Source organism: Micromonospora trifolii (assembly GCF_022229005.1).
Lineage (GTDB): Bacteria > Actinomycetota > Actinomycetes > Mycobacteriales > Micromonosporaceae > Micromonospora > Micromonospora trifolii.
This window is the reverse complement of record NZ_JAKKFD010000044.1, coordinates 68171-81748: the sequence shown is the minus strand read 5'-3', so window position 1 is coordinate 81748 and position 13578 is coordinate 68171. Positions and strand designations below refer to the sequence as shown.

The 13578-nt window shown below is 70.9% G+C and carries 11 protein-coding genes; 6 read left to right on the top strand and 5 right to left on the bottom strand.

From position 1 onward, the window contains the following. Window positions 1-137 precede the first annotated feature (137 nt). The 4 genes from NIE79_RS24940 to NIE79_RS24925 form a co-directional block, all read right to left on the bottom strand. Window positions 138-1211: an FUSC family protein gene (locus NIE79_RS24940; RefSeq protein WP_238680886.1), complete on the bottom strand. Its 1074-nt coding sequence runs from the start codon at window positions 1209-1211 to the stop codon at window positions 138-140. 256 nt (window positions 1212-1467) lie between these two features. Continuing rightward, window positions 1468-1662: a hypothetical protein gene (locus tag NIE79_RS24935; RefSeq protein WP_308193224.1), complete on the bottom strand. Its 195-nt coding sequence runs from the start codon at window positions 1660-1662 to the stop codon at window positions 1468-1470. A 40-nt stretch (window positions 1663-1702) separates the two neighbouring features. Further along, window positions 1703-3247 carry an ABC transporter permease gene (locus tag NIE79_RS24930; RefSeq protein ID WP_238680885.1) on the bottom strand — a complete coding sequence of 515 codons (1545 nt, stop codon included), beginning with the start codon at window positions 3245-3247 and terminating at the stop codon, window positions 1703-1705. A 53-nt stretch (window positions 3248-3300) separates the two neighbouring features. Beyond that, window positions 3301-4191, bottom strand: coding sequence for an ABC transporter ATP-binding protein (locus NIE79_RS24925; protein WP_238680884.1), 891 nt, complete (start codon window positions 4189-4191; stop codon window positions 3301-3303). Between the two features lie 376 nt (window positions 4192-4567). On the opposite strand from NIE79_RS24925, the gene NIE79_RS24920 reads away from it, so the two are divergent. After that, entirely contained in the window at window positions 4568-5653 is a 1086-nt protein-coding gene (locus NIE79_RS24920) for a branched-chain amino acid aminotransferase (protein ID WP_238680883.1), read from the top strand. Between the two features lie 42 nt (window positions 5654-5695). Here NIE79_RS24920 and NIE79_RS24915 read toward each other — a convergent pair whose 3' ends face one another. Next, the gene (locus NIE79_RS24915) at window positions 5696-6925 is read right to left on the bottom strand and encodes a PucR family transcriptional regulator (RefSeq protein ID WP_238680882.1); all 1230 of its coding nucleotides are present in this window, start codon (window positions 6923-6925) and stop codon (window positions 5696-5698) included. Window positions 6926-7174: 249 nt separating this feature from the next. Between NIE79_RS24915 and NIE79_RS24910 the strand changes: the two genes are divergently transcribed. The 5 genes from NIE79_RS24910 to NIE79_RS24890 all read left to right on the top strand — a co-directional run bounded on the left by NIE79_RS24910 (window position 7175) and on the right by NIE79_RS24890 (window position 13401). Continuing rightward, window positions 7175-8092 (top strand): dihydrodipicolinate synthase family protein, encoded by a 918-nt coding sequence (locus NIE79_RS24910; protein ID WP_238680881.1) that lies wholly within the window; start codon window positions 7175-7177, stop codon window positions 8090-8092. A gap of 219 nt (window positions 8093-8311) precedes the next feature. Then, window positions 8312-10315, top strand: a complete 2004-nt coding sequence (locus NIE79_RS24905) for a M6 family metalloprotease domain-containing protein (protein WP_238680880.1) — start codon at window positions 8312-8314, stop codon at window positions 10313-10315. 85 nt (window positions 10316-10400) lie between these two features. After that, a complete protein-coding gene (locus NIE79_RS24900; RefSeq protein ID WP_238680879.1) occupies window positions 10401-10835 on the top strand; it encodes a hypothetical protein in 435 nt (144 codons plus the stop codon). Continuing rightward, a complete protein-coding gene (locus NIE79_RS24895) occupies window positions 10832-11410 on the top strand; it encodes a TlpA family protein disulfide reductase (RefSeq protein ID WP_238680878.1) in 579 nt (192 codons plus the stop codon). The genes NIE79_RS24900 and NIE79_RS24895 overlap by 4 nt, the downstream gene beginning before the upstream one ends. Before the next feature lie 95 nt (window positions 11411-11505). Beyond that, complete coding sequence (locus NIE79_RS24890; protein ID WP_238680877.1) at window positions 11506-13401, top strand: CocE/NonD family hydrolase; 1896 nt, start codon at window positions 11506-11508, stop codon at window positions 13399-13401. The last annotated feature ends 177 nt before the right edge of the window (window positions 13402-13578 follow it).

The following is a 13578-nucleotide window of genomic DNA, read 5'->3' as shown; positions in this document are numbered from 1 at the left end:
CGGCCCCAGATGGCCAAGCACGACACCAAGCGTTGACCAAAGCGGCGGTGCCGGCACCCTCTCGGGTGCCGGCACCGCCGCATTGCAGGACAGTGGCCGGGAGCTCCCGGCGGGTGGGCGCGGCTGCAACTCGATGGTCACCTCTCCGGGGAGGCCGCGTGCTCCGCGTGACGTGCTGTCTGTCGAACCTGCCGGTTCGCCTCGTCCGGCGAGCAGCCGGTTGCCCTGAGCAGGTCGCTGGCGGTCACCCGGACTTGCGTCGCGGTGGTGACACCGAAGTTCTGCAAACCGGTGGCCATGGCTCGCCCGGCCTCGTCCGCGGCCCGCAGGGCGTGGTGCCGAGTCGGCTCGTGGGCCTTGTCGGCCCGGGTCTCCCGGTGCAACTGGCAAATGGCCTCGGCCAGGGCGGCGACGGCGTCGGGAAGGTGGTGGGGCAGCTTTTCCTGATACTGGATCATCGTGGCCGACCGTCGGGCCAGGGCTCTGCTGTCGTCGATGACCCGAACCAGGTAGTTGACACCTTGGTCGTAGCGTTCGACGTGGCGTCGCCAGTGCCAGCGCGCTGGTGCGACAGTCACCACCTCTTCGGCGCCGCTGAGGGCATCGCGGAGCCGCTCCACGTCTGGACCCATGGCGCGTAGTCCGTGCTGTGCGCGCGTCGCCCCGTCCGAGTCGTTGGTGCGCATCGCCGTCTCGATGTCACGCAGATACGCGGCGAGCGCGTCGAAGACCGGCGCGGCCGCCCGGTGCAGGACGCGCATCGGGTGCAGGGGCAGCAGCAGCGCCACCACCACCAAGCCAACCACGCTGCCGGTGACCGCGTCGACGACCCGGGGTAGTTCCAGATTCCGTTGGCTGGAGGAGAGCGTGGCGATCAGCACCGCCGTACCGCCCACCTGACTGACCACGGTGCCGCCTCGGCCCACGAGGCCGAGAGCGATGGCGATGGCGAGGGTGACGATGATGCCTGTCTGCCATGCCCCGGTGCCGATGAGGCGGACCAGCCCGTCGCCGATGGCGATGCCGAGCCCCACGCCGACCAGCAGTTCGACGGTCCGCCGTGTCCGCTGGCCGATCGCCGCGGCGATGGTGCCCACCGCCGCTGTCGGCGCGAAGACGGGGTTCGGATTACCCAACAGGTCGTGCGCCAGCCACCAGGCGAGCGCCGCCGCGAGCCCGGCCTGCACCGCGATCAGCCCGATGATCTCCATCTGGCGCCGCCGCAACCGACCCGCCCGACTTCCCCGACGTCGGGTACCGGCCGTCAGGGTCCGGATGCGGCTACCCACCGCCACCAGCGGTGAGTCATCACCGGGCTCGGATCGGGAAGCGGCCACGTGGCGGACTACCCGTCACGCCGTCTTCCGAACCCGGCAGGCCGACCGCTGGCAGGGTGGGGCCCGGTGCAGTACGCCTCGTCGGTGACGTCGCCCGGCATGGTCACAGCCCGCTGCCCGGCGGCCTCAATCAGCCGGACCACCTGCTGAGCGTCCGGTTCCTCCTCAGGTAGGTAGGAAAGGACGACGTCGGCGCCCTCCCGGCGAAGGCGATGGCCACGGCTCGGCCCATGCCACTGTCGGCACCGGTGACCACGGACTTGCGCCCGGTCAGCCGGCCGGTGCCCCGGTAGCTGTGCTCACCGACGTCCGGCTGCGGCCCCATCTGCTGTTCCAGGCCCGGTCCTGGCTGCTGTTGCCTGAACTCAGGCAGACAGGTCGCGTCGGCGGTAGCCGATCGTGCCGACGATCACCCCTGCCGCGGCGATGCCGGCCATCACCGACGCTGCCGGCCAAGCCGGGGCGGTGGAAGGTACCGCGGCCAGGTGCGTGAACGGCGACAGCGCGCGGGTCCACGTGGGCGCGTCGATGCTGTCGGCGACGACCTGCCACAGGAACCCGCCAGCGGCCGGGAGAGCGCCGATCGCCGCGACGGCGCGCGGGGCCCATCCGAGCGCCAGGACAGCAGCTCCCAGACAGAGCAGCACGACCGGCGTGACGTTCCAGGCGCCGGCGAGCGCGTCGCCGGGCGCAAGACCGGCATGGACAGTGGCCGTGCCGGCCCACATGGCGATGCCCGCCACCGTGATCAGAACCAGCGCAGCGCACCCAGCGGCGGCCGCTTCGGCACCCAACAGTCTTGCCCGGGTCACCGGTGCGGCCAGCAGCAGGGTGAGACGCCGGGCGTTCTCGTCCGCGGCGGTGGCGGCGAGCCGCACGGCGACGAACACCCCGACGGGGACGGCCAGCAGGGCGTACAGGGTGGCCGCGTAGCCCTCCACAGTGCCGAGCGCCGGGAAGCCGGCCTGGGCCGCCATGCTCGCGAACTCGGGGTTGCCGGCCAGGAATTCGGTCATCGACTGGGCGATCAGACCCAGGAGCAGGAAATACGCGCCGATTCCGGCCGACCATGCGGCCAGCGGCCGCATTGTGCGCCGCACTGCGAAGGCGGGTACCGACCCGAGCAACGTGGTACGCGCCGGCCGGCTGCCGGGAGTAGCAAGAATCGCCGCGCCGACGTCACGCCGCGCCGCGAGCCGGCCGGCGAGGGCCATCAGCAGCACCGCGGCGAACGCCAGCACCGATACCGGCAGCCCACGATTGGTGTCGAACGGGCGGGTCAGCGCCATGAGCCCGAACGGGGACAGCCACCGGAGCCAGGCCAGCGCGGGTACACCATCACCGACCATCCGCATGAGGAGCCCGACGACCAGGACGGCGGCCGCCACACCGTTGGACTCAGACCGGCTGACGAACAACTGCGCGGTCACGCCCCCGACGGCGACGAAGAAGAGCCCGACGGCAGCGAGGCCGGTGCCGTGCAACAACGAACCGGTGGCGTCCACGCCCGCAGCGATCATCGCCACCGCCGTCGCCGCTCCCACGAGGACCGGAACGACGGCCAGCACACCGAGATGTTGGCGGACAGCCTCGGGAAGGGTGATGCGGCCGGACAGCAGCAGATTCCACCGGCCAGCGTCCTCCTCACCACGGGTGATCCGAGTAGCGGTCAGCATCGTCCACACACCGAGCAGGACGGCCAGGACAACGCTCGTGCGCCACACCGTGAACCCGCCCGCCTGGTCGAGCGCGACCGGCTCGCCGAACAGGGTGCGGATCGCGGGGTTGCGGGCCAGCGCCGCCAAAGCGGCCGGATCCAGCGCCTCGCTGCGGTAGCCGACCACCACCAGGGCGGACATGCACGCGCACACAGCGGTCACGACCAGGCCACCGCGGCGCACCTGGCGCACCGCGAGCCCCCTGAGCACATGCTCCGGGCGGGCTGCTGCCGTCGTGGTCACGATCATCGGGCGTTGTGCCCGTAGTAGGCGAGGAAGATCTCCTCCAGACTCTGCTCCCGGACGACGATCGTCGTCACGTCAGCATCGGCCAGGGCGCGCAGCGCCGCGGCGGGGGAGCCGCTCAGGGTGAACCGCACAGACGTGGCACCGTCTTCGTGCAGGCCGTCGACGCCCTGGACGCCGGCGAGGTCCGGTGGCGTGCCGGGGAACGTCGCGGCCACGTCGGTGTGGTGCAGTCGGCGCAGCTGCGCGACAGATGCCACCTCCACCAGTTCGCCTGCACGCAGGATGCCGACGCGATCGCAGACGGCCTCGACCTCGGCGAGCTGGTGGGAGCTGAGGAACACCGTCTGCCCGTTGTCGCGGGCAACCCCGACCGCCTGCCGGAACTGCAGTTCCATGAGCGGGTCCAGGCCGCTGGTCGGCTCGTCCAGCACCAGCAGGGGCGCCCGGGTGGCGAACGCCGCGACCAGAGCAACCTTCTGCCGGTTGCCCGTCGAGTAGGTGCCGGCCGGTTTGGACACATCCAGCGCGAATCGTTGGATGAGCTCGTCCCGGTAGGCGGTGTCCGTGCCGGGGCCGACGCGGGCAAGTAGGTCCAGCACCTCGGCGCCGGTCATCCGTGGCCACAGCGCCACATCCGCCGGCACGTAGGCGAGCCTGCGGTGGGCCGCGGCAACGTCGGCGGCGTCGGTGTCGAAGATCCAGGCCCGTCCGGAGGTGGGTCGGGCAAGGCCGAGCAGCAGCCGGATCGTCGTTGACTTTCCGGCACCGTTGGGCCCGAGAAAACCGAACACCTCGCCCGCCGCGACGTCGAGGCTGAGGCCATCGAGGGCGAGTAGGCGCCCGTACCGCTTGGAAAGATTTTCGGTGCGCAGGGCAGAAACGCCCATCGGAGCCTCCAGAGCCGCAGCACGACATGACTGCCGACCAGACTTCCCGGCGCACCAGATGTGAGAGTACTCCCGGCGGCCACGGCCGAATAGTGCAGCCGGGTCAGGTCGATGTCGGCGAGCCTTGTGGTGGTGGTGCGCAGGCCCGCCGTGCGACCACCGCGGCGCAGAATTCCTCAATTAGGCGGCGGCCTCCTGGTCGAGCTGCATGCCGGTGCGATGCGTGATCTCGACGATGTGGGGCGGCGGCTCGGCGGTCTACGACCGGCGACAACAGCTCGGTATTCTGCACCGGTCATCCGACAACCTTCCCCCCGGCGTGTTCGTTCTCGGTGACCTGAGCGCCCAGGGATGCGGCCATTGAGAGGACCCGGCGATGAGCCTGTCGTTCCCGTTGCACCAGAATCCGAGCCCGGCGAGCGCGCAGCGGCGAGCCGAGATCATGGCGAATCCGGGGTTCGGCACGTACTTCACCGACCACATGGCACGGGCGGTGTGGAGGCCGGACGGCGGCTGGCAGGACTCCGAGATCGTCCCCTTCGGTCCGATCCTCATGCACCCGGCGGCGGCAGTGCTGCACTACGCCCAGGAGATCTTCGAGGGGATGAAGGCGTACCGGCACCACGACGGCTCCATCTGGTCGTTCCGGCCGCAGGCCAACGGCGAGCGCTTCGCCCGGTCCGCCCGGCGGCTGGCACTGCCCGAACTGCCGGTTCCGGACTTCATGGCCTCGGTCGAGGGGCTGGTCCGTGCCGACCAGGTGTGGGTGCCGGACGAGGACGAGTACAGCGTCTACCTGCGGCCGTTCATGTTCGCGTCCGAGCCGTTCCTGGGGGTCCGCCCGGCGAAGGAGATCACCTACATGGTGATCGCCTGCCCGGTCGGCGCGTACTTCTCCGGTGGCGTCAAGCCGGTCTCTATCTGGCTCTCCACCGAGTACACCCGGGCGGCGCGGGGCGGCACGGGTGAGGCGAAGTGTGGCGGCAACTACGCCTCCAGCCTGGCGCCGATGGTCGAGGCCGCCGAGCACGGTTGTGAGCAGGTCTGTTTCCTGGACGCCGCCGAGGGCCGCTACGTGGAGGAGCTCGGCGGTATGAACGTCTACTTCATCACGGCCGACGGCCGGATCATCACCCCGGAACTCGGCACGATCCTCGAGGGCGTGACCCGGGGATCGATCCTCATCCTCGCCAAGGATCTCGGCCTGGAGGTCGAGGAGCGTCCGGTGGAGATCCGGGAATGGCAGGAGGGCGTGGCCTCCGGCGCGATCACCGAGGTCTTCGCGTGCGGCACCGGCGCGGTGGTCACGCCGGTCGGGCGTCTGGTCTGGGACGGCGGCGAGGTGACGGCCCCGAAGGCCGGTGCCGAGGACTCGGTGACCATGCGGCTGCGCCGCCACCTGCTCGACATCCAGTACGGCCGGGCCGCCGACCCGTACGGCTGGATGACGCGCCTCGTGTGACGAGGACAGTGCGGGACCGTTCCCACGGCCGGGGCGGCGGCGTCACGGCGTGCGGTAGTCGCCGCTGAGCCGCCCGAGCTTCATGGCCAGGTGCAGGCACAGCCGTTCGTTGCCGTCCTTGAGGTCGGTTCCGGCGAGCTGTTCCACCCGTTGCAGTCGGTAGTAGAGGGTCGTCCGGTGCAGTCGGAGCTTCTCGGCGGTCGCGTGCGCGTTGCCCGCCAGGTCGAGGTAGGCCTCCAGGGTCTCCAGCAGCACCTGGTGGGCATCGTCGCGCAGCAGCCGCTCCAGCCCGGGATGGACACCCGCGACGTCGAGGTGCTGGCTGTCCAGTTGCGAGAGAACCCGGTAGATGCCCAGGCCGGCCCAGGAGACCACCCCGCCCAGCGCGGGCAGTTGCGTGCCGACCCGGGCGGCCTGCGCGGCCTCCTGGTAGGACTCCACAGCGCTGGACAGCCCGCCGCGAGGCTGACCGATCCCGGTCACCGTCCGGTCGACGGAGGCCAGGCCCCGGGTCGCGGTGGCCAGCGCGTCGCTGAGGTGCCCGGCGGAGGCTTCCGGCGAGGGTCGGCCGGCGACCCGGTCACCGCAGACCAGCAGCACCCCGTGGTCGTGCCAGACCAGGTGCAGCGTCTCCCGCACGCCGATCCACCGGCGGGTGGTGACCAGTGCCTGTTCCAGGGCGATACGGGCCACCTCGTCGGGCTGCCGCCCGGCGGCCGGCACGAGCTGGGCGACGAGCGCGACGGTCGCCCCGTCGGCGACCACCACGCCCTCCTCCAGCAGCGCCCGCGCCGCGTGCTCGCGCGCCTGCCGGCTCTCCACCAGCAGGGTGCGGGTGGCCTCGGTCTCCCGCTGTGAGGCGAGCTCACCGAGCAGGTTCTCCCGGTACAGGGCAAGCGACAGGTCGGTGAAGGGACCGGTCGCGGTGGCGATGTCGGCGTCCGTCATCGAACCGTCCGCGTCGATGAACCAGACGAACCCGAGCAGCAGGTCGTCGTGCCGGATCGGCACGCACACCCTCGCCAGCAGGTCCAGCTCGGCGCACGCGGGGGTCCGGATCGGCGTGTGCGCCGTGAGCACGCCCTTGTCTCGGAACCAGGCGATCACCTCCGGCGTCGTCTGCCGGCGCAGGATCGACGTTCGGCGGACGTCGTCCATCGGGCCGTCGTGCTCGCTGTAGGCGACCACCCGCTGTCGGCGGTCCTCGATGAGGGCGGGTCGCCCCACCCGGGCGGCGACGGCATCGACGATTCGCTGGAGCTCACCGTGCATGTAACTCCCATGGTTGCGCTGCGTGACAGGGATCGCGCGGCCGCCAGTCCTTACCCTCCGGTGCCGGTGGGTCATCGCGCAAGGTCCACTGTCGAAGTCACGACAAAAAGACGGGCGGCGTCGCGACGGTTCCGGCATCTGTCCGAAGACCGGGAGCGACAGACGTTCCTAGGGTTCCGGTACGGACCGCACCAGCGCCGCCGCGCGCGGTGGGATGACGAGCGGCGCCGGTGGGGAGGGGATTGCCGAGTGGGAACTGGTAGGCCCTGGCGGGGCGTGCTGGTCGCCATCACCACGCCGTTTCGCGCCGACCTGTCGGTCGACTTCGACAAGCTCCAGGAACACGTCCGTTGGCTCGCCGCCGAGGGGTGTCACGGGGTCGCGCCGTGCGCGTCGATGGGGGAGTACCGGGCGCTCTCCGACGACGAGCGGGCCGCCGTGGTGAGGGCGACGGTGCAGGCCGCGCCGTCCGGCTGCGCGGTGGTGCCCGGCGTCGGCGGCTACGGCAGCAGGCAGGCCCGCCGGTGGGCGGAGCAGGCCGCCGAGGCCGGCGCCCACGGCGTGCTCGCGCGGCCACCCGACGGGCCCGCCGCCCGCGCCGCCGACGTCGTCGCCCACTACCGGGAGGTGGCGGCGGTCGGCCTGCCGGTGGTCGCCCACAACGACCCGTACGACACCCGGTTGGACCTCACGCCGGACCTGCTGGCGACCGTCGCCGAGATCGACGGGATCGTCGCGGTCAAGGAGGTCACCGGCGACGTACGCAGGTTGCATCGCCTGCGGGACCTCTGCCCGCACATCGACGTGCTGGTCGGCGCGGACGACGTGGTGCTCGAACTGGTGCTGTGCGGCGCCACCGGATGGGTCGCCACACTGCCCAACGCGCTGCCCCGCCAGGCCGTGCGCCTGTACGAGTTGGGCGTCGCCCGCGACCTGGGCCGGGCGCTGCCGCTCTACGCCGAGCTGCACCCGATCCTCGGCTGGGCCTCCCGCCCGGAAGCCGTGCAGGCCGTCAAGCTCGCCATGGAGTGCGCCGGACGGTTCGGCGGGCGGTGCCGCCCACCGCGCGGAGCCCTGTCCGGGGCCGCCGCCGACCTGGTGCGCCGCGACGTGCTGCGGGCCCTCGCGGCAACGGCCGATCCGGCTTCCGGGGCCGGCCCTGGCTGATCCGCCGGTGGGCGTCGGTCATTCAGGTGTCGGAAGTCGCCGGCCCACCTGCCGACATCTGCACAGTGACCGGCACCGGCCCGTACTCCTAGATTCGCTGCGCGGCCTGCTGACAGGCGTTCCGCGACACCCCCACCGGGACGCCGGCGCCGCGTTCCTCCGACGAGAGGTGGTTCCGTGCACCGTGCTACCCCCCACCGAACACGGCTGAGGCGGGCCGTGCTGGCCGCAGCCGTGGCGACCACGCTCGTGGCGACCGGGGCGGCGCAGGCCGCTGCGGCCCCGGCCAACCCGGCCGGCGGCACCGCGCCGTTCCAGGTCCTCGACCCGCAGGCCTGGCAGAACCCGGACACGATGACCTGGAACGACTACAAGGCCGTGCCCGGCAAGAACTGGGCCGACCCGAGCGTGTCCGGCTCGGTCCGCAACTTCAAGATCGCCCTGGTGGCGCTCGACTATCCGGACGAGACGTTCGCTGTCTCCCAGCGGGCCCGCTCGACGGTCTTCGGCAATCCCCAGTCCGTCGCGACCAACATTCCCCGGGCTGACGTGCCGAAGTTCTACCAGGACTTCCTGAACACCCCGAACACCCTCAACAAGGGCCACACCCTGCACGAGTACTGGATGCAGGACTCCAACGGCCGCTACGGCGTCGACCTCACCGGGTTCGGGCCGTACCAGATGCCGTCCAAGTCCTACCAGTACGGGCTGGACAACGGGTTCAACCCGGGCGCCTGCCCGAGCGGGGACGTGTGTAGCAAGAACATCCGCACCGATGGCCTGGGCGCCTGGCGGGCGGCCGTCGGCGAGGAGGTCGCCAACCAGTACGAGCTGGTGTTCATCCTCAGCGCCGGCCAGGACGAGTCGTCGACCTGGCAGGAGTTCGGGCAGATGATCTTCCAGAACAAGGAGGACGTGCCGGACGCCTGGGGCCCGCCGGACCCCAACCTGCCGAACTGGGCGAAGACCCGCTACGTGGACTGGACCTCGTGGAAGGCGGCGGCGACACTGTGGCCGAACGCCGGCGGCGGCTCCTCGACGCAGGGGGAGAGCTCCGGCATGGGCGTCTACGCCCACGAGTTGACCCATCTGCTGGGCATCGGCGACAACTACAACAACCCGTACGGCGAGCCGCTGCGCAGGGCGTACACCGGGATCTGGAGCATGATGTCGCGCGGGTCGTTCAACGGCCCGGGTGGTCCGCACACCCGCTGGCAGATCCCGCCGACCAACGGTGGCTCGATGGGCTCGCTGCACACGGTGCGGGACAAGCTCAAGATCGGCCTGCTCGGCGAGGAGCACGTGCTGCGGCTGTCGCGGGAGTCGCTGGCCTCATCGGGCCTGGTGGTCGCGCAGGTCACGGCCCGCGCGGTCGACGCCGGCCAGAAGGGCCTGAGCGGCGTGAACATCGCGCTGAACAAGGACCTGTCGCCGACGTGCGGGGTCACCACCGACCCGTTGTGCGACGGTGGCAACTTCAACAACTACACGGTCGAGGTCGTCGACCGGATGGGCGCGGACTCCTTCACCCCGGACAGCGGCGTGCTGCTCAGCAAGACGAAGAACGCCGACAGCGCGCCGTTCCAGTGGGTGGTGGACGCCAACCCGCAGGACATCGACATGATCGACTTCTACCGGCCCGACGGCACCCCGCAGAAGATCACCATGGGTGACTACCGGCAGCTCTCCGACGCGCTGTTCCACGCCGGAGCGGACACCGGCAGCCAGTACGAGTACGTCGACGAGGCCAACCGGCTGCACTTCTACATCATCGACCTCAAGCGGGACTCGGTCGGCTCGCTCTCCTACACAGTGGCGGTGCGTTCGCTCGACGGCACCGGCGGGCCGAGCAACCACGACGTGCTGCTGGGCAAGGGTGAGGTGAGCGGCGGCGGCAAGCCGACCAACCGCGGGGTGACCTGCTCGTTCGAGCTGACCAACACCGGTTCGTACTCGGCCGGCGGGCAGCAGCACCCGGAGAACGTCAGCGCGTACCTGAAGTCGGACGTCTACCGCCTGTCGGCGGAGGTGGCCGGCAAGGGCTGGCGGACCTGGCTGCCCAACCAGCTCGCCACCGCGCAGTTCGGCAAGGCCACCACTGTCAAGGTGTCGGTGGGTGCCACCGCCGCCGCCGTGGACACCGGTTTCGTGAAGCTCACCGCGACCTCGGAGAGCGACCCGACGAAGACGGTGACCAAGCAGTGCCGGGTCGAGAAGTCCTGACCGACGCCCGAGGTTGACCTCGTTCCTGCCGGGTCCGCGGTGGCAGGCCGCCACGGACCCGGCAGGCGGACGGAAGGAGGATGACGTGCGGCGACGCATCACGACTCTGCTGCCCCTGCTGCTGGCCGGCGCGACCGGCTGCGGTGCCGTCGGAGCCGCCCAGGAGGCGGTCGATCCGATGACCGTCCGGGTCCTGGTTCGCGACATCAACATCCGGGCCGCGGGCGTGGACTGCGCCGGCACCGGTCCGTACCAGCACTTCCACAACCGGGCGCCGTTCCGCGTGCTCGACCCGGACGGGCGGGCGCTGGCCAGCGGGCAGCTGCCGCCGGGGACCGCGGTGGCCGCCTTCGCCGAGGATCTGGGGGTCGAGCGCCTGCCCACCTACTGCGAGTTCGCCGTCGGAGTGCGCGTGCCGCAGCGGACCTCCTACCGGCTGGAGGTGGACGGCCGCCCGGCGCTCGACCTGACGCCGGACACCAGCGAGGGCCCGGCGCTGGTGGCGGTGGTTCCGTCATGAGGCGGGCACTCCTGCCGCTGTTGCTGGCGGCGGCGCTGTTGGGCGGATGCAGCACGCCCGAGCCCGCGCCCTCGCCGGCGCCCGCCGGAGGGGCGGCGGCGCTGCCCGGGCCGGTTCCCGCCGACCTGTCGTTGCGCCCGGCGCCCGGCACCGCCCCGGCCGCCCCGGCGTTCACCGGAGCGTTGACCGACGGCACACCGTTCGCCGCCGCCGAGCTGTGGGCGCAGCGGCCCGTCGTGCTCACCTTCTTCAGCTCCTGGTGCACCACCTGCGCCAGCAACCAGGCCGCCCTCAGTGAGCTGGCCCGCAGCTATCGGGACCGGGTGGTCTTCGTCGGCGTGGCCGGCGCGGACCAGGCCGACGAGGTCCAGGACTACCTCCGCGCTCACCGGGTGGAGTACCCGGTCGTCCTGGACGAGCAGCAGACGATCTGGCGGTCGTACGCGGTGCGGGAGCCGCCGGCCGTCGTGCTGGTGGCCAAGGGGGGCGCCCTGCTCCGCGGCTGGCCGGGTGGGCTGGACGCCCCGACACTCGACCGGCGGCTGCGCGAGTTGGTGCTGGCCGACCAGCCGTAGTCGAACCACATTCGGTGAAGTTCCTACACGTGCAGGTGGTGGCACAGGCCACCGGCTCGTAGCGTACGCAGCCTCGGACACATCAAGGAGATTGCATGCCTACAGTGGGAACGCGCTGGCGCACAGGCGTGGCCGTACTGTCCGCGGCTGTGCTCGCCGCCCTCGGCGCGGCGCCGCAGGCGCTGGCAGCGGACAGCCCGCCGTCGATCGTCGTCCAGGACGGCGTCACCCAGCCGGTGTTCGGCTACGCCGACGCCATCCGGGAACGCCTGTTCATCGACTCCACCTTCGACAGCGACAACGACGGTCTGCGCGACATCATCGCGTTCGACCTGATGCGGCCGGCGGCCACCGCGCAGGGGCTCAAAGCCCCCGTGGTGATGGACGCCAGCCCCTACTACTCGACGGTCTGCCGAGGCAACGAGTCCGAATGCAAGGCGGACCTCGACGGCGACGGGCTGCTCGACAAGTGGCCGCTGTTCTACGACAACTACTTCGTGCCGCGCGGCTACGCGGTCATCCTGCTGGACATGGTCGGCACCAACAACTCCACCGGCTGCCCGACCACCAACGCCAACCAGGACAACCTGAGCGCCAAGCAGGCCATCAACTGGCTCAACGGCCGGGCCACCGCCCGCAACGCCGCCGGCGAGGTCGTCAAGGCGGACTGGCACAACGGCAAGACGGGGATGATCGGCAAGTCGTACGACGGGTCACTGGCCATGGCCACGGCGGTGACCGGCGTGAAGGGCCTGACCACAGTCGTGCCCATCAGCGGACCGACCGAGTACTACGACTACGTGCGCAGCAACGGCGTGGTCACCCGGGGCAACAGCTACGTGTCCTCGCTGGCCAACACGGTCACCAACCCCGAGCGCCGGGATTACTGCAAGCCGGTTCGCGACGCGATAGGCGCCGCCGACGGCGACGAGCACGGCGACTACACGGCCTTCTGGAACGAGCGCAGCTACGTCAAGAAGGTCCCCAACGTCACCGCCAGCGTGCTGCTCTACCACGGCCTCAACGACGACAACGTCCGCCCGGACCACTTCAGCAAGTTCTGGTACGCCCTGGCGGAGAACAACGTGCCGCGCAAGCTGTGGCTGTCGCAGGAGGGCCACGTCGACCCGTTCGACTCGCGCCGCGCGGTGTGGGTGTCGACGCTGCACCGGTGGTTCGACTTCTGGTTGCAGAACGTCGCCAACGGCATCATGGATGAGCCGCGGGTGGACCTGGAGCGGTCCGCCGACGTGTGGGAGACCCACGCCGACTGGCCGATCCCCGGCAAGGCCGACACGGAGGTGTTCCTCCAGCCCGGCACCACCGGCGCTGGCGGTCTCGGGCTGGTGCCCACCGCGAAGCCGGCGACCGGCGCGTTCCAGGACAACCGCACGCAGAGCCAGAACACCATGATCCTCAACCCGGACGTGGTGCAGCCCAACCGGCTGGCCTTCCTCTCCGCGCCACTCACCGCGCCGCTGCACATCTCCGGCACACCAACAGTGCAACTGCGGGCCTCCGCCGACCAGACCGACACCAACCTCGGGGCGATCCTGGTCGACTACGGCACCGACGAGCGGGTCGCGCACCGGGTCTCCGGCGAGGGCATCATCACCCTGACCACCGAGGACTGCTGGGGCCAGAGCAGCCCGACGGACGACGGCTGCTACAAGCAGACGACGAAGCGGGTGGCCACTGCCGACTACGAGCTGGTCACCAAGGGCATCATGGACGCCCAGAACCGGCAGTCGATCCGCGTCACAGTGCCGCTGGTGCAGGGGGAGTCGTACAACTTCAGCTTCCCGCTCCTGCCCGAGGACTATGTCTTCAAGCCCGGCCACCGGATCGGTGTGATCATCGTGGCCAGTTACCCGCAGTACTCCAGCCAGGCGGACACCACCGCCGCGAACCTCCAGGTCGCGCTGAAGAGCAGCAACATCGTCCTACCTGTGGTCGGCGGCACCGCCGCCGCGCACGCCGCCGGCCTCTGACCGGCTGACCGGCGGGCCGCCCTGCGCGGCTCGTCACCGGGGTGGCCCGGCGATCGTCCCTCCGCGGAGGGACGATCGCCGGGCCGTTCGGTCGTCATTGGACGGCTGACGAGGGCTGCGGTACGTGCCGGTCGTGCTCGGCCGGCACTTCGGTCTGCTGTGGGGGAGAATCGAATC

What these genes read in the sequence shown, in the direction of transcription:
- NIE79_RS24940 (WP_238680886.1), bottom strand. Translation starts at nt 1,211, where the DNA reads ATGGAGATCATCGGGCTGATCGCGGTGCAGGCCGGGCTCGCGGCGGCG.
- NIE79_RS24935 (WP_308193224.1), bottom strand. Translation starts at nt 1,662, where the DNA reads ATGGGGCCGCAGCCGGACGTCGGTGAGCACAGCTACCGGGGCACCGGC.
- NIE79_RS24925 (WP_238680884.1), bottom strand. Translation starts at nt 4,191, where the DNA reads ATGGGCGTTTCTGCCCTGCGCACCGAAAATCTTTCCAAGCGGTACGGG.
- NIE79_RS24920 (WP_238680883.1), top strand. Translation starts at nt 4,568, where the DNA reads ATGAGCCTGTCGTTCCCGTTGCACCAGAATCCGAGCCCGGCGAGCGCG.
- NIE79_RS24915 (WP_238680882.1), bottom strand. Translation starts at nt 6,925, where the DNA reads ATGCACGGTGAGCTCCAGCGAATCGTCGATGCCGTCGCCGCCCGGGTG.
- NIE79_RS24895 (WP_238680878.1), top strand. Translation starts at nt 10,832, where the DNA reads ATGAGGCGGGCACTCCTGCCGCTGTTGCTGGCGGCGGCGCTGTTGGGC.
- NIE79_RS24890 (WP_238680877.1), top strand. Translation starts at nt 11,506, where the DNA reads ATGCCTACAGTGGGAACGCGCTGGCGCACAGGCGTGGCCGTACTGTCC.